Source organism: Streptomyces sp. NPDC029164, assembly GCF_055563995.1.
Genome location: NZ_JBVHWW010000017.1, coordinates 103,170 through 120,105, shown reverse-complemented (window position 1 = coordinate 120,105; position 16,936 = coordinate 103,170). Strand labels below are relative to the sequence as shown.

17 protein-coding genes and 1 pseudogene are annotated in these 16,936 nt (G+C 72.6%); 9 read left to right on the top strand and 9 right to left on the bottom strand.

Annotated elements, in window-relative coordinates:
- Nucleotides 1-111 precede the first annotated feature (111 nt).
- Complete coding sequence (locus ACZ4VT_RS18385) at nt 112-1,179, top strand: serine hydrolase domain-containing protein (RefSeq protein WP_467950823.1); 1,068 nt, start codon at nt 112-114, stop codon at nt 1,177-1,179.
- A gap of 7 nt (nt 1,180-1,186) precedes the next feature.
- Here the strand turns inward: ACZ4VT_RS18385 and ACZ4VT_RS18380 are convergent, their stop codons facing one another.
- Entirely contained in the window at nt 1,187-2,059 is an 873-nt protein-coding gene (locus tag ACZ4VT_RS18380) for a hypothetical protein (RefSeq protein ID WP_467950821.1), read from the bottom strand.
- Between the two features lie 171 nt (nt 2,060-2,230).
- On the opposite strand from ACZ4VT_RS18380, the gene ACZ4VT_RS18375 reads away from it, so the two are divergent.
- On the top strand, nt 2,231-2,863 hold the full coding sequence (locus tag ACZ4VT_RS18375; RefSeq protein WP_467950819.1) for a DUF4232 domain-containing protein: 633 nt from the start codon (nt 2,231-2,233) through the stop codon (nt 2,861-2,863).
- Between the two features lie 39 nt (nt 2,864-2,902).
- On the opposite strand, the gene ACZ4VT_RS18370 is transcribed toward ACZ4VT_RS18375, so the two are convergent.
- On the bottom strand, nt 2,903-3,418 hold the full coding sequence (locus ACZ4VT_RS18370) for a pyridoxamine 5'-phosphate oxidase family protein (RefSeq protein WP_467950818.1): 516 nt from the start codon (nt 3,416-3,418) through the stop codon (nt 2,903-2,905).
- Between the two features lie 207 nt (nt 3,419-3,625).
- On the opposite strand from ACZ4VT_RS18370, the gene ACZ4VT_RS18365 reads away from it, so the two are divergent.
- The 4 genes from ACZ4VT_RS18365 (at nt 3,626) to ACZ4VT_RS18350 (ending at nt 6,717) form a co-directional block, all read left to right on the top strand.
- Nucleotides 3,626-4,024 carry a VOC family protein gene (locus tag ACZ4VT_RS18365; protein ID WP_467950909.1) on the top strand — a complete coding sequence of 133 codons (399 nt, stop codon included), beginning with the start codon at nt 3,626-3,628 and terminating at the stop codon, nt 4,022-4,024.
- A 79-nt stretch (nt 4,025-4,103) separates the two neighbouring features.
- Nucleotides 4,104-4,817, top strand: coding sequence for a helix-turn-helix transcriptional regulator (locus tag ACZ4VT_RS18360; protein WP_467950816.1), 714 nt, complete (start codon nt 4,104-4,106; stop codon nt 4,815-4,817).
- A gap of 32 nt (nt 4,818-4,849) precedes the next feature.
- Nucleotides 4,850-5,398, top strand: a complete 549-nt coding sequence (locus ACZ4VT_RS18355) for a DUF3291 domain-containing protein (RefSeq protein ID WP_467950814.1) — start codon at nt 4,850-4,852, stop codon at nt 5,396-5,398.
- An 86-nt stretch (nt 5,399-5,484) separates the two neighbouring features.
- Nucleotides 5,485-6,717, top strand: coding sequence for a PP2C family protein-serine/threonine phosphatase (locus ACZ4VT_RS18350; RefSeq protein ID WP_467950907.1), 1,233 nt, complete (start codon nt 5,485-5,487; stop codon nt 6,715-6,717).
- An 81-nt stretch (nt 6,718-6,798) separates the two neighbouring features.
- On the opposite strand, the gene ACZ4VT_RS18345 is transcribed toward ACZ4VT_RS18350, so the two are convergent.
- The gene (locus ACZ4VT_RS18345; RefSeq protein ID WP_467950813.1) at nt 6,799-7,830 is read right to left on the bottom strand and encodes a saccharopine dehydrogenase NADP-binding domain-containing protein; all 1,032 of its coding nucleotides are present in this window, start codon (nt 7,828-7,830) and stop codon (nt 6,799-6,801) included.
- Between the two features lie 96 nt (nt 7,831-7,926).
- Between ACZ4VT_RS18345 and ACZ4VT_RS18340 the strand changes: the two genes are divergently transcribed.
- Nucleotides 7,927-8,880, top strand: a complete 954-nt coding sequence (locus ACZ4VT_RS18340) for a helix-turn-helix domain-containing protein (protein ID WP_467950811.1) — start codon at nt 7,927-7,929, stop codon at nt 8,878-8,880.
- On the opposite strand, the gene tap is transcribed toward ACZ4VT_RS18340, so the two are convergent.
- The 3 genes from tap to ACZ4VT_RS18325 all read right to left on the bottom strand — a co-directional run bounded on the left by tap (nt 8,877) and on the right by ACZ4VT_RS18325 (nt 12,807).
- Nucleotides 8,877-11,606, bottom strand: coding sequence for a telomere-associated protein Tap (tap, locus tag ACZ4VT_RS18335; RefSeq protein WP_467950809.1), 2,730 nt, complete (start codon nt 11,604-11,606; stop codon nt 8,877-8,879). The two genes, ACZ4VT_RS18340 and tap, sit on opposite strands and share 4 nt — an antisense overlap.
- Nucleotides 11,593-12,057: an effector-associated constant component EACC1 gene (locus tag ACZ4VT_RS18330; RefSeq protein ID WP_467950808.1), complete on the bottom strand. Its 465-nt coding sequence runs from the start codon at nt 12,055-12,057 to the stop codon at nt 11,593-11,595. The genes tap and ACZ4VT_RS18330 overlap by 14 nt, the downstream gene beginning before the upstream one ends.
- A 147-nt stretch (nt 12,058-12,204) precedes the next feature.
- The gene (locus tag ACZ4VT_RS18325; protein ID WP_467950807.1) at nt 12,205-12,807 is read right to left on the bottom strand and encodes a TetR/AcrR family transcriptional regulator; all 603 of its coding nucleotides are present in this window, start codon (nt 12,805-12,807) and stop codon (nt 12,205-12,207) included.
- A gap of 110 nt (nt 12,808-12,917) precedes the next feature.
- On the opposite strand from ACZ4VT_RS18325, the gene ACZ4VT_RS18320 reads away from it, so the two are divergent.
- Both ACZ4VT_RS18320 and ACZ4VT_RS18315 read left to right on the top strand, forming a co-directional pair.
- Nucleotides 12,918-13,901 carry an aldo/keto reductase gene (locus ACZ4VT_RS18320; RefSeq protein ID WP_467950905.1) on the top strand — a complete coding sequence of 328 codons (984 nt, stop codon included), beginning with the start codon at nt 12,918-12,920 and terminating at the stop codon, nt 13,899-13,901.
- A 67-nt stretch (nt 13,902-13,968) separates the two neighbouring features.
- Nucleotides 13,969-15,228 (top strand): S1 RNA-binding domain-containing protein, encoded by a 1,260-nt coding sequence (locus tag ACZ4VT_RS18315; protein ID WP_467950805.1) that lies wholly within the window; start codon nt 13,969-13,971, stop codon nt 15,226-15,228.
- Between the two features lie 38 nt (nt 15,229-15,266).
- On the opposite strand, the pseudogene ACZ4VT_RS18310 reads toward ACZ4VT_RS18315, so the two are convergent.
- The 3 genes and pseudogenes from ACZ4VT_RS18310 to ACZ4VT_RS18300 form a co-directional block, all read right to left on the bottom strand.
- Nucleotides 15,267-15,530 (bottom strand): annotated as a pseudogene (locus ACZ4VT_RS18310) (glycoside hydrolase family 15 protein); the annotation flags it as partial.
- 82 nt (nt 15,531-15,612) lie between these two features.
- Entirely contained in the window at nt 15,613-15,942 is a 330-nt protein-coding gene (locus tag ACZ4VT_RS18305; RefSeq protein WP_467950803.1) for a hypothetical protein, read from the bottom strand.
- Nucleotides 15,939-16,910, bottom strand: coding sequence for a MerR family transcriptional regulator (locus tag ACZ4VT_RS18300; protein ID WP_467950801.1), 972 nt, complete (start codon nt 16,908-16,910; stop codon nt 15,939-15,941). Before ACZ4VT_RS18300 ends, ACZ4VT_RS18305 begins: the two co-directional genes overlap by 4 nt.
- Nucleotides 16,911-16,936: the final 26 nt, after the last annotated feature.

Genomic DNA, 16,936 nt, shown 5'->3' with positions numbered 1-16,936 from the left:
TTCCACAGGAGTTCACTCGTGCGCGAGCCATCAGGGCGAAGGTCTGGTTCTTCCCGCCGGCAGCGGAACGGCCGGCGCAGAGCCGTCGCGGCCGCGCTGGTCGTCGGTGTCATGACGGCGGGTGTTCTCGTGGCGCCCGTGGCGTCCGCTGCCAGGCCGGACACCGTCCAGCAGGGTCTGAACGCGCTGGTGCACTCCGACGGCCTGCCCGCCGCGCTGGCGAGCGTCAGGGACAGTGAGGGCCGCACCCGTACCTACACGGCGGGGGTGGGCGATCTCGCCACCGGTGCGAAGGTGCCCCGGGACGGTCAGGTGCGGATCGGCAGCAGCACCAAGACGTTCACCGCCGTGGTCGCGCTGCAACTGGCCGGCGAAGGGAGGATCGACCTCGATGCCACGGTCGACACGTACCTGCAGGGGGTCGTCCGCGGAGAGGGCATCGACGGGAGCCGCATCAAGGTCCGCCATCTCCTCCAGCACACCAGTGGACTTCCCGAGTACGAACACCTCGTCAACGACGACATCCTCCGGCACCGGTACTTCGAACCCCGCGACCTCCTCGACATCGCGTTCCGGCAGGCGTCCGCCTTCGACCCCGGGGCGAAGTGGGCGTACAGCAACACGAACTACGTCGTGGCCGGCCTGATCATCCAGAAGGTCACCGGCCGACCCCTCGCCGAGGTGATCGACCAGCGCGTCATCAAGCCCATCGGGCTGCGCCACACCTACTTCCCCGCTTCCGGTGACATGTCCATCCGAGAAGCCCATCCCAAGGGCTACCACCGGGATTCGGCGGACGCACCGCTGCGCGACACGACGGAGATCGACCCCTCCGTGGCCTGGGCGGCAGGCCAGATGATCTCCACCAACTCCGACCTCAACCGGTTCTTCACCGAGCTCCTCGAAGGCCGCCTCCTCCCGGAGGCCCAGCTCGCCCAGATGCGTACCACCGTCCCCATAGGTGACACCGGCGCCGGCTACGGACTGGGGCTCATGAGCAGGCCGCTGTCCTGCGGCGGAGTCTACTGGGGCCACGGCGGTGACATCCCCGGGTACGAGTCCCGGGGCGGAGTCACCGACGACGGTCGCGCCGTCAGCATCGCGGTGACCGCCATCCCGGCCGACGGGGCGGCCACCAAGCATCTCGAGAGCGTGGTGGACGCGGCCCTCTGCCGCTGAACGGAGCTCATCGAGGCGGATGGAGGACGAGGGTCCAGCTGTGGACGGTGTGCTTGCCGGGGCGGTCGGGATGCCGTTCGGTGAGTGACACCGTGAGCTTGTCACCGGTCCGGTCGAGCCGGCCGTGATAGCGCCACATCTCTTCGGGGGCTACGGGGAGCAGCTCGGCGAGGACGGAGTCCTCCAGCCGGCGGCTGACGGCCCGTAGCACCCCGGAGTCGAGGACCAGGATGGTGCCGTCCGACAGGACGAGCGGCCGCGGGGTCAGCGGATCGGTGAGCAGCGGTCCGCGTTCGACGGTGCCGCCCGGCAGGAGGCGGACCACCCGGCTGCGGGTGGGCAGGTTGCGGTCGGTCTCGACGACGCGGATGCCCGTACCGATGACGTAGTGGCCGTAACTGCGCCAGGAGTCGGCCAGGGTGCCGTCGCGGTCGTACTCCCAGGTGTCGAAGGCGTCGTAACCTTCCAGGCCGAGAAGGAAGCGGCCGCCGCCCAGGGCCGCGCCGCGTTCCCCGCGCAGTTCGGTGATGAGGGTGCCGTCCGCGAGGTCGAGCAGCAGGGCGGGGCCGAGGTTCCCCCAGGCGGTGTACGCGAGGGAGTCCGTGGTGACCAGGACCCGGCCGCGGGATATGTGGGCGGCGTTGGGAACGCCGGAACAGGGCGTGGTCCAGCGGGTGCGGCCCGAGCCGTCGATGCAGCTGATCTTCCCCGCGGTGCCGTGGACGCGGAGGTCCTCCCGGCGGGCGAGCGGCTGACCCTGGCGGCGCGACGGCTCGTACGCCGGCGGGCCGGCCTTGCGTCGCTCCTGCTTCAGCACCGTGACGCGCCAGGCGCCGGAAGCCGCCCATGGGATACGGCCGTTCTCCTCGGGTCTCACCATGGACGCAGATGCTAGCTCGCGCCGGGCGGGAGGCGGGCCGGGTCGATCGTGGTGGATTCGGCAAGACACCGTCACCAAGCTGTGAAGGTTCTGCGGGACGCTGGTGCTGAGCCCATCCCAGCCCTGCCCAGCCCGGCGCACTTCGCGCTTCTCATCGGGGGGAACCACACCATGAGCACCGTACGCAGAGCCGCAGCCGTCCTCGCCGCCGTATCCGCACTGGCAGCCCTGACCGCCTGTGGGCCCCCCGAGGACAGCGCGGGGGGTGGGGCCGGCGGGTCGACGGCGAGCCCGGTGAAGTCCGCGACGCCGGCCGCGTCGGCCAAGCCGTCGACGACTTCGAAGCCGGCGAAGCCGAAGCCGACGAAGCCGTCCACCGACCCCGACTTCGACGTCTTCCCGTGCAGCACGCTCGACGTGAAGTTCACCGCGACCCTGGCGGAGCCCACGACGAGCAGCTACCTGCTGAAGATCACCAACAAGGGCACCAAGGCGTGCAGGGCACTGGGGCATCCGATCGTCACCTTCGGGGACCTGGACGGTCAGGCCACGGAGCGCGGCACGGCTCCCGGTATCGAGGACGCGATCAGGCTCGGCCCGGGAGAGTCGGCGTACGCCGGGCTGATGGGCGGCGCCAACGACGGCAAGGGCAAGACCGTCAACTCGATCGAGCTGACCATGAACACGGAGTCGGACCTGGAGCAGACCCCGCTGAAGGCATCGACGCCCGGTCTGTACGTCTCGCCCGACAAGAACTCCGTGACGGCCTGGATGGACAACGCGGAGGACGCCCTCAGCCTCTAAGGTCGGGTCCACGAAGTCCGGCCTGCTCGGCGCCGAACCTCAGGCGAAGCGCCAGCGGGTCTGGCTGTACGGGGCCTTGCCGAAGCCGAAGGCCGTGCGCGGGGCGACCGCGAAGACCACCGCCTCCCCGGCGCCGGGGTTGACGAAGACGCCTTCGCCGACGTCGAAGTGCCATTCCGCGCCGTACTTCGCCTCCCACGCCTCGGCGAGCGCGCGCAACCTCCCCGAGTCGCTCACGCGCACCGCCTCGCCCTCGACGACCAGGTCGAGGCCCCCGTGGAGGGAGTTGCTGCCGGTGGTGAGCACGACGTTCGGATTCCCGCGGAGGTTTTCGGCCTTGCGCTCGTGCGGACCCGTGCAGAAGTGCAGCGCACCGTCCGCCCAGACACCGATGAGGGGCGTGACGTGCGGGCGCGCGTCGGGACGTACGGTCGTGAGCCAGTACAGCTCGGCCCCGGTCAGCTCCGCCACGGCCGTCGTCCACGGGACGGCGGCCGCCTCCTCGTCGCTGTAACGCTCGTCCAACTGGGTGTAGGGCATACGTGACGTGTTCATGGGTCTCCAGCCTCGACCGTGGGCGCCGGGAGGGTACGGCCGACATGCCCGTGCCTACGGACGTCACTCGATCGGTTGCTCAGGATCCCGGCCGCCGCCGGCCGCCGCGGAATCGGGTGGGAGGGATGGCCCCGAGCAGTGGCCGCGGACGATGATCGGCCTGTGAACGCATCCCACCACGCCGCCCCCGTCCCGCCGGCCCACGGCATGCTGCACCACGTCGAGCTGTGGGTCCCGGACCTCGACCGCGCGGTCGCCTCGTTCGGCTGGCTCCTCGGGGCACTGGGTCACACGCCCTACCAGGACTGGAGCAACGGACGCAGCTGGCGGCTCGGGCCGACCTACCTGGTCATCGAGCAGTCCCCGGCCCTCACCGCCGCCGAGCACGACCGCTGCCGGCCGGGACTGAACCATCTGGCCTTTCACGTCAAGGACGACATCGAGGTCGAGCGGCTGGCCGGGGAAGCGACCCGGCACGGCTGGCGGCTCATGTTCCCCGACAGGCATCCGCACGCGGGCGGTGCGCAGCACCATGCCGCCTACCTGGAGAACGCGGACGGCTTCGAGGTCGAACTCGTCGCGATCGAGGCATCGGAACGCACCTGAGAACGTGATCTCGATGCGCCGCGTCCAGGTCACCTTGGGGCTTTCTATCTCCAACATGCGTTGTTCCTAGAATGGCGGGATGGAGGACATCGACACGATCGCGGTGCTGCAAGATCCGGTGCGCCGCCGCCTGTACGAGTACGTGGTGGCGCAGGGGCGTGAGGTCGGCCGCAACGAGGCCGCCGAGGCGGCCGGAGTGGCGCGCACGCTCGCCGCGCACCACCTGGACAAGCTCACCGAGGCCGGGCTGCTGGAGAGCGGGAGCCGGCGTCTGACGGGCCGCTCGGGGCCGGGGGCGGGCCGCCCCGCCAAGGTGTACACGCGGGCGCGGGCCGAGTGGTCGGTGTCGCTGCCCGCCCGTGACTACCTCACCGCCGCCGAGCTGCTCGCCGAGGCCGCCGAGCAGGCCGGGCTGGACGCCGGGCTCTGCGCGGCCGCGCGCCGGAGGGGCGAGGCCCTGCGCGGATCGGCGGCGCCGTGCGCCGGCCTGGAGGAGGCCATGGAGATGCTGGCCGCCCGCGGCTACGAGCCCCACCTGGAAGGCGTGGGGAGCGCGGAGGGTGAGGCGGCCGAGGCGGGGGCAGAGGGCAGCGGAACGGCCGCGCGTGTCGTCCGTATGCGCAACTGCCCCTTCCATGCCGTCGCCGAACGCTTCCCGCCGCTCGTCTGCGGCATGAATCTCGCCCTGCTGGAGGGGCTGCTCGGTGCGGACGGTCCCGTCCGCGCCCGTATGGACGCCAGGCCGGGGGAGTGCTGCGTGGCGGTCGAGGCTTCTAAAAACAATAATGATTGACATAGAAAGAGGGGCCGTGCTGGGATGAGGCCATGACCGCATCCCCGCCTGCCGCCGCCCACCTCGCCCAGCTCAACGTCGCCAAGCTCCTCCACCCCTTCGACGACCCGCGCGTGGCGCCGTTCGTCGAGCTGCTCGACCCGGTCAACACCGCCGCCGACGGCGCGCCCGGCTTCGTGTGGCGGCTCGTGGAGGAGGGAGCGGCCGACGCCACCGGCCTGCGCCCCGCGGGCGAGGACGTCATCGTCAACCTGTCGGTGTGGGAGACCCAGGAGGCCCTGTGGGACTTCGCCTACCGCAGCGGGCACCTGGAGGTGATGCGGCGGCGCCGCGAATGGTTCGAACGGCACATCGAGGCGCACCTGGTGCTCTGGTGGATCCCCGCCGGGCACCTCCCGACCGTCGGCGAGGCCCTGGAACGGCTGGCGGACCTGCGGACGCACGGGCCGTCACCGCGCGCGTTCACCTTCGCCTCCTCCTCCACCGCAGCGGAGGCCGCCGAGGCCGCCGAGGCCGCCCAGGCCGCCCAGGCCGCCGAGGCCGCCCAGGCCGCCGAGGCCGGCCGGGTCCGAACGGCTTAGGGCCGGGGGCCGTGACAGGCCCGCCCTCCCCGCTCGCACCTATCGTGGGAACAGGCCCATGAGGGTACGGACGTGCGGGCAGGTGGATCGTGAACGGATCCGGGATCGATTACGAGGCGGTCTTCCAAGCCCTGCCGGGCGCGGTAGCGCTGCTCACCCCCGATCTCGTGTACGTGGACGCCAACGACGCCTTCCTGGTCATGTCCGGCCGCACCCGCGAGCAGATGATCGGCCGGTACCTGTTCGACGTCTTCCCCGACAACCCCGGCGATCCGGACGCCACCGGCATGCGGAACCTGCGCGCCTCCCTGGAGCGGGTCGCGACCACCGGGGAGCGCGACACCATGGCCCTGCAGCGCTACGACGTGGAGCACCAGGGCCGGCCCGGGGTGTGGGAGGAGCGGTACTGGAGCCCCGTCAACGTCCCGGTCCTCGCCCCCGACGGCAGCGTGGCGCTGCTGCTCCACCGGGTGGAGGAGGTCACCGAACTCATCCGGGCCCGCGTCGGAGCCGGCAGCGGTTCCGACCGCGCCCAGGAGCTGGCGTCCGACCTCTACACCCGCGGCGGGGAGCTGCAGGAGGTCAACGCGCGCCTGCGGCAGGCCCACGCCCACGAACGCGAGGTCGCCCTCCACCTCCAGGAGGCGATGCTGCCCGCCCCCCAGCCGCTCGGGCACCACGAGGCCGCCGTCCGCTACCGTCCCGCCACCGCGTCCTTGAACGTGTGCGGCGACTGGTACGACCTCGTCGACATGCCCGTGCGCACCGCGGTCGCCGTGGGCGACGTCGTCGGCCACGGACTCCGGGCCGCCGGGGTCATGGGCCAGCTCCGCAGCGCCCTGTCGGCCGCCTCCCGCGTCGTGGGTGGTCCCGCCCAGGCACTCGAAGTCCTCGGGCTGTACGCCCGAGCCGTCGAAGACGCCGAATCCACCACCGTGGTGTCCGTCTTCATCGACTGGCGCGACCGAGTCCTCACCTACAGCAGCGCCGGACACCCGCCGCCCGCCCTCTGCCACCCCGACGGCACGGTCAGCTTCCTCGACCAGGCGACCGACCCCCCGCTCGGCGCCCGGCCCGAACACACACGCCGCCCCGAGGCCCAGGCCGCCTTCGCCGAAGGGTCCGTCCTCGTCCTCTACACCGACGGCCTGATCGAACGCCGCCGCGAGGACATCGACATAGGCCTCCAACGGCTCGCCGACTCCCTCGCACGACACCGCGCCGCCGACCCCGACACCCTCGCGGACGCCCTGCTGACCGAACTGATTCCGCCCGTCGGCGTCACCGACGACGCGGCCCTGGTCGTCCTCCGCCTCTGACGGAGCCGGCCCCCGCGGCCGTCCCCGCGGCCGTCCCCGCCGCCGCCCCCGCCCCTCGCCGTGTCGCGAGGCCCTCACCGGTCAGTGCGGAAGCTCGACCGATACGTACGGGGACAACGCCCGGAGGAAGTCCACCGCGTCGAACATCGCGCCCGCCGAGGCCACACCCGTCGTCCGCGCGTGCCCTGCCAGGATGCGCTCGACGGCCTCCACCGCCAGCGGTGCGGTGACCGCGTAGATGTCCCGGCCGCGAGCCGAGGCCCGGCGCTCGACGCCACCCGCGCTCACCACGACCTCGACGACGAAGGTCTGGTCCGACCGTCCCAGGGCGTCGACCGGCTCCGGGGCCGGCGTGTCCTCGTCGGCGAGGTCCCTCGCGGCCTCGACCGTCATGTAGGTGCGGACCTCGGGCACGGCCACATGGCTGGGAACGGTGACCACATCGGCCATCGTGAACTCCGCGATCACCGCCCGCCGGCCCACGGGCTCCGGGAAGACCCAGTCCTGCTCCCACGGCTTGTCGTCGTGGTACTGCAGTGCGCCCTGCGCGAACCGCACCCGGCGGCCCGCGCGACGCTCGTGGGACACCCGGCCCGCCACCCGGGTACCCGGCGTGGGATGCCAGCCGTTGAGCCCGTACGCGACGTGCACCGTGTCCGCGGCGGTCCATTCGCCCATCGCCGCGGTCACCAGCAGGTCGCCCAGCCCACCGTAGAACGCCATCGCCGGCACCACGGGCGTGTCCGCCGCGCGCGCCGCCGCCGCGTGGTCGGCGAACATCGAGGCGTTCGCCTCGATCTCCGCCGCGACGTCGACGTACGGGATCCCCGCGCGCAGGGCCGCTTCGACGACGGGGCCCGCCGTCACCGCGAACGGTCCCGCGCAGTTGACGACGGCCGCCGCGCCGGTGAGGGCGCGGTCCAGCGAGCCCGCGTCGTCCACGGTGGCCGGCCGCACCTCCACGTCCCCCCACTCGGCGGCCAGCACCGCCAACCGGGCCGCGTCACGGCCGGAGACGACGGTGGCGAAACCACGCCTCCGCAGTTCGGCGACGACGAACCGGCCCGTGTGCCCCGTCGCCCCGAAAACCACCACTGCTGCTGTCGCGCTCATCGTTCCCCGCTCTCGATGTCCTGGTGGATCCACTCTCGTTGCGGGCCCCGCCCGACCGTGAGGGTCCGGAACGACGTCATGCGTACACTTTCGGACATGCCCACTGTCGCGCTGCCGGCCGCCGGTCACCTGCTGCACTTCGAACTGGCCGTGGCCTACGAGATCTTCGGCAATCCCCCAGGCGAGGCCACCGACGGCTGGTACGACGTACTGCTCTGCGGGCCCGGGCCGGTGCGGGTCGGCCCGTTCACGGTCGAGCCCGACCACGGGCTGGAGCGCTTGGCCGAGGCGGATACCGTGATCGTCCCCGCGTGCGCCGACATCGACGAACCGCCGCCGCCGGAGCTCATCGAGGCCGTGCGCGCCGCCCACGCGGCGGGCGCCCGGGTCGCCTCCCTGTGCACCGGAGCCTTCGTACTCGGCGCCGCGGGCCTGCTGGACGGGCGCCGGGCCACCACCCACTGGGCGCACGCGGAGGAGTTGAGGGCACGTCATCCGCTGGCCGTCGTCGACCCGGACGTGCTCTACACGGACAACGGCAGCGTCCTCACGGCCGCCGGCAAGGCCGCCGCCGTGGACCTCTGTCTCCACCTGATCCACCTCGACCACGGCGCCACCATCGCCAACTCCGTCGCCCGCCGCCTCGTCATGCCACCCCATCGGCCGGGCGGCCAGGCCCAGTTCGTGGCCACGCCGGTGCAGGCCGGAGGCGACCACGCCCTCGCGCACCTGCTCGCCTGGGTGCGTCAGCGGCTGGACCAGCCGCTGACGGTGACCGACATGGCGCGGAAGGCGAACACGAGCCCGCGCAATCTCGGACGGCAGTTCCGGTCGGTGATCGGCCAGACGCCGCTCCAGTGGCTCCTGATCCAGCGCGTACGCCGCGCCCAGGAACTGCTGGAGGCCACCGACGAGACCATCGAGGCCGTGGCCCTCGCCACCGGCATGGGCACCGCCACGACGCTTCGGCGCCAGTTCAAGCGCATCGTCGGCGTGCCACCGGACAGCTACCGCCGCTCGTTCCGCAACGCGGCCCCCGGCCCGGCCTAGCCGGCGTCGCCATCGGCGTCGGCGGTGGGCGTGCCGCCTCCGATGTGGTCCGCGATGTTGACGTCCGGCCCGTGTTCCCGGCGCATCAGCTCGGCCCACGCGACCGTCCGCGTACCGGCGTGGGTGGCCAACCCCGGCGAGATGCCCAGCCGGAAGGTCCCCGGGAGCGGCTTGCCCTCGGCCGTGTGGGGGAGGAGGTCCAGCGGTGACGGGCCGTCGGACGCGTACACGACGCGGTCCGCCGAGACCGCCACCGGGAACAGGCCCGTCTCCCGCGCCAGCCTGAGCATCTTGCGGTGCGCGTTGACCCGGGCGGTCGCGGCGACGGCGGCGCGGATGTCGGGTCGCCAGGTCGCGCGCTGCGGGGCCGACCAGGGCTGTCGGAGCCCGCGACCCGCCTCGGGCGGGCCCTCACCGAGCTTGCCCAGGCCGCCCTCGGCGGTGGCCGTGATCGCGTCGAGTACACCGACCAGCCCGGGATCGCCCTCCCGGTGGACGGCCAGGGCGTCCAGGAGCTCCCGGCCGCCGAGACCGGCGGTTACGCCGAGGTCGGCCATGGTGGCCAGGTAGCCGTCGCGTATCCGCTTGTACCAGGGATCCAGGTAGTCGCCGCCCGCGGTGCGGACGTACGCCTCGACGGGCTGCACGGGGAAGCCCAGTTCCACGGCGTAGGCGAGGGTCGGGGTCGTGTACCAGGCCGCGCCCGCCGGCGGCCGGCCGTCGGGCGTGAACGGGGAGGGCAGGTGCTCGTCGAGGGTGACGGACGACAGGTCCACCAGCCAACTGCCGGGCAGCGACGTGTCGAAGACGGGCCGCTCGACGTGCACGGGCGCGCCCAGGCCCACCCGGCGCCGGCTCGCCGCCGCGGTGAGCGGCAGGGTCACCCTGATGGCGACCACGTACGCCTTGAGGCGTTCGGCACCGGTCAGCGGCCGCGACCAGCGGTGTGCCTCCTCCCGCAGGACCTGGTCCGGGGTGCGCCGGTGCGAAGGGGGATACAGGCCGGCGAGCATCGGGTGCCCGTCCGGGGCCTCACAGGGCGCACAGTCCACCGCCCCCCTGAGCGCCCCGGGATTCGGCGCGGACACCCAGCCCCCGGTCCGCTCGTCCCTGACGGCGCGGGTCGGCGGCCTCAGCGCGGTCATGAGCGACAGGCCCGTGGCGGCGGCGGAGCCGTGCGGGGTGATGATGCGCTCCGCGTACGTGCCGAGCAGCCGGGCGACCTCGGACGGAGGCAACTGCGCGGTCAGGCCCCAGTAGCGGGGGTCCAACGCACCCCAGGGCAGGAGGCACAGCTGCACGCACCGGCGCCGGCCGCCGAGGACGGGGCGGTACAGCCTCGCCCACGGGCCGAAGCCGTGCTCGGTCGGCTGCCAGTCCGCCTGCCGCAGCTGCTTGAGGACCTCGTGATCGTCCGGCAGCCGGGGGAGACCGGAGGGCCACGCACCCTCCGGGCGTGAGGGGAGACCGAACCGAACGGCCGCGCCCGAGGTGAGCACGAGCAGCGGATCGGCTGCCCGGCCGTTGCGGTTCAGCCTGGGTGCGCCGAGCCGCGCCCGGGTGAGCGTCCAGTCAAGGAGCGAGTCGAGCGTCGGGGCGGGACAGTCCAGCACCGCGCCGGCCGCGCAGTGGGCCCGCACCCGGCCGTCCTCGGCGTCGGCGTCGATGACGGCCAGTGGCCCGTTCTCGAAGCCCGTCCCAGGCGGGGCGTCGCCGGGGCGCCGGGCACGTGCGAAGGCCGGCTTCGGCCTGGTGGGTTCGGTCGGTGTGATGGCTGCGCTCATCGTGCCGGCTGCGCTCAGCGGGCCGGCCGCGGCAGCCGGCCCGGTGGGTACGGGGGCTCGGCCGGGCGCGGCGGCCCGGTTGCGCAGGCGGATCCGGGCGGCGACGGAGTTCTGGGCGAACTGCTGCGGCTCGGGGCTGCCGCGCTCGCGCATGCGCCGCAGGATCCGGCGCCAGGCGTCGTCCAGACTGAGCTCCGCGCCCGCGTCGGCGACGCCGTGTTCGAGCAAGCTGATCAGCAGGCCCGTGAATTCCGGGAACCGGGCACCCCTGGGGACGAAGGAGCGCCGGGTCGGGGGAGCCGAGGTCAGCACGCAGTCCCCGTAGTCGTCCTCGTCCCCGGCGGTGTCGCCGTGACCGTTCCCGCCCCCGTCCCCGTTGGGGTCCTGGCCCGGGCGCGTGCCCATCGGGGGCCACGGGCCGGACCCGTTCCCACCGGAGTGCGCGGGCTCGTCCAGCGCGTGGGCGAGATCGGTGCGTGTGGGAACACCGCCTACGGACATGGCACCGGCCAGGCCGCTGTAGCAGCAGTCCAGCACCGTCACACGGTGGCGCGCCCGGTACCCGGCCTGCCGCACCACATCGCGTAACGCCCGGTACGGGACCGTCCCGATCTGCGGATGATCCGCGTCCGCCTCGGCCAGCGCCAGGTACAGCTTCTCGTCGCGGTCGCGCAGACCGTGCCCGGCGAAGTACACGAAGAGCGTGTCCGTGGTCTCCAGGGCCGCGTCACGCACCGCGCCCAGGACGCGCGCCATGGAGGCGTCCGAGCCCAGGACCGTGACGTGGGCGGCGGGCAGGCCCCAGACCGACGGATCGCGCAGCAACTCGGCGAGCCGGTGTGCGCCGGCGGCGGCCGCGGGCAGCGGTGCCAGGTCCCGGTGGGTGTAGCCGTCCATCCCGACCAGCACCGCCCGGCTCGCGGACGGGTCAGGAACCGGCACCGCTGGCATCCTCCGGCGCGGCGCCCTGGGACCGGCCGGGGCCGGATTCCGTACCGCCCTCGGGGCTCCCGGCTGCCTCCGCCCCGGCCAGGGCGCGTACGAGGCGGGCCACGTCCTGCTCGGTCCCGTCCTCGATGACCACGCGGACGCCGTCGTGCTCGACCACCAGCCGCGCGCCGGAGCGCAAGCGGGGCGGGAGGGAGGCGCGGAAGGTCCGGTGCGCGTACACGAGCGCGGCGGTCGAGAACCCGGAGGAGACGGCGAGACCGATCCACTCGACCAGATCACCCGACATCGCACCCTCAGGGGCCTCCGCACGGACGCGGCGGACCACCGCGTGCCGGGAGACCTCCCGGTCCTGGGTCAGCCAGTCGGCGAACTCCCCGGTCAGCCCGGCGGTCTGCTCCGCACCCCGGCCGTCCCCGTCACCACTGTCGATCCGTACGCGCATCCCAGCCGCCCCCTCTTCCCCCGTGCCTTGCAAGCACCCCACGAACACCGGCGCAGGCCGGCCGTCCTCACATTATCGAGGCACCGGCCGGCTCACCCGTGCGACCCCATCCGCCCACGGTACGCATCCACTTGACCCGCGGGAGGTTCAACTCCCGTCCCCATGGGGCGCGGTGATCCTGCGCACCGCCTCGACGACCGCCTCCCGGTGGCGGGCGAGCCGGGCCGGTGCCCAGTCGGAACCGGCCTCGCCGCCTGCCGCACCGCCGGCCGCCGGACCGCCCATGGCGCCGAACCACGCCTGTGACAGGGCCACCACCAGCGTCAGGACGTCGGCGGCGTCCATTGCGGCGTCGATCCGGCCCGCCTCCTGCGCCTGCCGCACGGCTGCGATCTTGCCCTGGTAGGACGCCGCCTCGGTGTCCGTGCTCCCCGGGCGTTCCAGCTGCTTCCACAGCACCAGACGCATCAGCGACGGCCGCTCGACGAGGTGGTCGAAGATGGCTCCCGCGTAGCCGGGCAGGTCGTCGACGTCGAAGGGGACGGACTCCGAGCCCGTCTCCAGCGCCCGCTGGAGCACGGCGTCGAAGAGTTGTTCCTTGTTGCCGTAGTAGACGTAGATGAGCCGCTTGTTCGCCTGGGCGGTCTCGGCGATGCGGTCGATCCGCGCGCCGGCGATGCCGTGCGTCGCGAACTCGGAGAAGGCCGCGTCGAGCAGGCGTGCCTTGGTCGCGCTGGAATCCCGTGCCATGCCCCGCAGCGTAGCAAGTAACTATCTGGTTATTGACATCCAGCGCGCGGGTGGTGCACGCTCTATCTATCCAGTTAGTTACTTACCGGGAGAGCATGATGGAGACCGCGATGGAGATCCGCGCACTGGGCGGCCAGGGGCTGAAGGTAGGCGCCGAGGGGCTCGGCCTGATGGGCATGAGCGCCCACTACGGAGCCACGGACGAGACCGAGTCGCTCGCCACGATCGACCGAGCCCTTGAGCTCGGCGTCACCCTGCTCGACACCGCCGAAGGCTACGGCCCCTTCCTCAACGAGCAGCTCCTCGGCAAGGCCCTCGCCGGCCGCCGCGAAGCCGCCGTGGTCGCCACGAAGACCGGCGTCGAGTTCACCGACGAGGGCGCCTTCCTCGGCCACAATGCGAGCCCCGAGTACATCCGCCGCTCGGCCGACCGCTCCCTGCGTCACCTGGGCACCGACCACATCGACCTGTACTACCTGCACCGCATCGACCCGAACGTGCCCGTCGAGGAGAGCGTGGGCGCCCTGTCCGAGCTCGTCGCCGCCGGCAAGGTCCGCCACATCGGCCTGTGCGAGGCCGCGCCCTCCACCATCGCCCGCGCGCACGCCGTCCACCCGCTGGCCGCCGTGCAGACCGAGTACAGCCTCTTCGAGCGCGGCATCGAGCACGACGGGGTCCTCGACACCCTGCGCGAGCTCGGCATCGGACTCGTCGCGTACTCCCCGCTCGGCCGCGGATTCCTCTCCGGCGCGATCGCCGGCCCGGACGACTTCGCCGCCGACGACTTCCGCCGCACCGACCCGCGCTTCCAGGGCCAGAACTTCGCCCGCAACCTGGCCGTCGTCGACCAGGTCCGCCGTCTCGCCGCCGACAAGGGCGTCACGCCTTCGCAGCTCGCGCTGGCCTGGACCCTGCGCCAGGGCGCGGTGCCCATCCCCGGCACCAAGCGCCGCCGCTACCTGGAGGAGAACATCGCCGCCACCGCCGTGACGATCACCGACGCGGATCTGGCCGCCATCGACGCCGTCGCCCCCCACGGCGTGGCCTCGGGCGACCGCTACGCCCCGGAGCTGATGCAGTCGCTGAACGGCTGACGGATCCTCCGGAGGCGGCGACGGGGCCGGAGGACGCGCGCCGCCTGCTGCGAGGGAGGATGGGGGCGTGCTTCCCTACGTGTACCGCGTCACCAAGTACGACCCCGCCGACCGTGACGAACACGGTTCCTACGTCGGCGCCGAGGACAGCGTCAGCGATCACGGCGCGGTCGAGGCGGCTTACCTCCAGGCGGTCGAGGCGTTCGCCGTCGAGTCCGGGATCGACCGCCTCCGCGTGCGCGAGCCGGCGATCTCGTCCTTCGTGCACTTCGGTGCCGAGCCGCCCATGGACGGTTTCGGGCTGGACGGGCTCTTCCCGCGCGACACGGCCGGCCCGGCGGGTTTTCACGACGGGGCGGAGGTTCCGCTCGACACCGCGCTCGCACTGGTGCGGGTCATGCTGCGCGACGGCGGCGCCTGGTGCCGGCTGGAGGCGGAGGACGCGTTCGCCGTGCACGTGGGATGGGACCAGTACCTCTTCATCGGCAGCAGCTCCCCGTGCGAGCAGGGGCAGGCCCGGGCCCGCGCGCTCGGGCTCTTCCCGGAACGCGTGGACGCGTCCCCGTACGACATGGAGACCGACGAGGACGAGGTCCGGCGGCCGGGCGACGACGCGTTCTGGGCCCGCCTGAGATGGGCCGTCGCCTCGTGCCGGGCGGGACTCCTGGAGGAGACGCCGATCGAAGGGGCCTCCCGTTGGCACCGCCTCGACTACGAGACCCTCGACACGGTTCGCGCCGGGCTCGCCCCCCGCGCCCGGCTGGCCGTGTGGCCGGACCTGTCCCCGGACATCGACGCCGTCCTCGGCTCGTTCCCCGCCGACGGCCTCGTCGAGGGCGTCTGGCAGGACGAGGACGGCCGGATCCACAGCGCCGTCGTCGACGAGGACGACTACGCGGAGTTGGCCGCCCGGATGTCCCGTGCCGGTGCGGCAGCGCTCCTGCCCATGTACGCGGACGAACGCGTGCCCTTCATCACCGCCGTCATGCCGGACGGCGACGGAGTGGTGCGGGCCCGCTGGGGGACCGATCCCACTCCGAGTGACCGGAACTGGGCCTTCCTGAAGACCCGGGCCCTCCAGCGGGGTCAGGTCGTCACCGGCACCGTGACCCACATCGCCGACTTCGGCGTCACGTTCGTGGACATCGGCGGCTTCATCGCGGTGATCAACATCCCCGAGCTGTCATGGCTCCCCTTCGACTACCCCTCCGAGGTCGTCTCCGTCGGTCAGGAGATCACCGCGAAGATCCTCGACGTCGACCCGGTCCGAGAACGCGTCTCCCTCTCCCTCAAGGCCCTCCAGGAGGAGCCGCAAGAGACGGCCTAAGCCGGGTGGTCGGCCGTGTCGCTCGTGGCCCGGTCAAGTTCCGCCGTCGGTCCGGTCTCCTCGGCGAACAGCCCGACGTGGTTCGCGTAGGTGAGCATCTTGTCGAAGGCGTAACGGGCTTGCCCGACCCGGCCGGCGCGCGCGAGGGCGTACACGTAGCGGAAGGAGCACAGCGAGAACGCGCCCTCGGAGCCCCGCAGGCCGTCGGGTGAGGCGGCGGGGTCGTAGCGGCAGACGAGGCTGTCCGAGACGAGTTCGCCGTCCACCGCCTCCAGGGTGGACAGCCGGCGCGGATCCTTCGGCTCCGAGGAGCCGCCGACCGTGGCACGGGCCGCCCGCCGGGGGGTGCAGCGGGTCGCCCCAAGAGGCCTCCAGTCCACTGGTTCAGGCAGCCGACCACGGGACGCGGCAGGTGTGGGGAGCCGTCCCCTCAGGGCACAGGCTCTCGATCACCGTCTTGCGGGTGGCCCGCCATGCCCGCAGGGAACAGGCCAAGTGGACGCGCAGTTCCCTCAGTTGTCGTGCGCCGCTGCCCTGCGAGGGATGTTCCAGGGCCCACTGTTCCGCCAGGTAGTCGTACCCGTAAGCGAGCGTGACGGTCTCGCTCACGATCCGGGCGCTCCGCGCGCCGGCGGCGTCCTCGACGAGTGCCCTGACCCAGGCCAGCCCCTGTTCGTCCGCGTACAGGCCGAAGGTCAGCTTGCGCGTTCTCATCGCATCGGGCCCTTGTGATCGTCGTCCCCGCTCGTGGCGAAGGCCGTGGCGAAGGCGGTCGTGAACCAGGAGTGAACGGGAGCGAGCGTAGGCGATGCGGGCCATCCGTTGACCGTCGCCAGGAGCTCCCAGTAGCGCTCGGCGTACGGGTCGGCGGTCGCCCGCAGGCGGGCGAGGAGCCAGCGGCGCAGGTCGCTGTCGCCGGCGCGCTCGAACGCGTGGGCGTAGAGGCTGCCCAGAGCATCCGCAGGGGACGTACGCGTGGCGGAGGACGGCAGCAGGCCGGCGGACACGGCTTCGTCGATGCGTTCGCGCATCGCCTGGTCGAGTGCGTCCTGCAGGCCGCCGACGTCGTGCTGCGGGGGCTCTTCCGCCTGTTCCTCAGCCGCGCGGCGTATCGCGGCACGGAAGTCCGCGTTCTGGCAGAGCCCGGCGAGTTCCATCCAGGCCTCGACCTGTTCGGGCGTGGGATCGTCGGGAAGCTCGGGCAGGGCGGATCGCATCAGAGACACGAACTCGGGGTTGCTGTGCGGGCCTTCGAAGGTGTCGTCGATGAAGCCGGATACGAGTCGGCGTCGTTCGGCCTGGGACAGCGTGGCGAGTCGGTGCATGAGGTCCATCTCCATCGTGGTGGGGCCGCGCCGGGCGACGGCGCGGAGAACCGCCCGGCGCAGGCGAAGCGTTTGGATCTGCACGTCCAGGGCGTTGGCGTGGGCTTCCGCGACCTCCGGCACGGTTGCCTCCCGGTCCAGCACCCTGCGTACGGTCGCCAGATCGAGCCCGAGATCGCGCAGCGTGCGGGCCAGGTCCAGGCGGGCGAGTGCGTCGACGCCGTAGAGCCGATAGCCGGCCGGGCTCCGGCCGGTGGGCGGGACGAGGCCCTTGTCGGAGTAGTACCGGATGGTCTTCACCGTCAGGCCGGTCCGACGGGAGAGTTCTCCGATGGAATAGAGCGTGCCGCTGTCCATGACCCCAGCTTGGTGTCTCCCCCCAC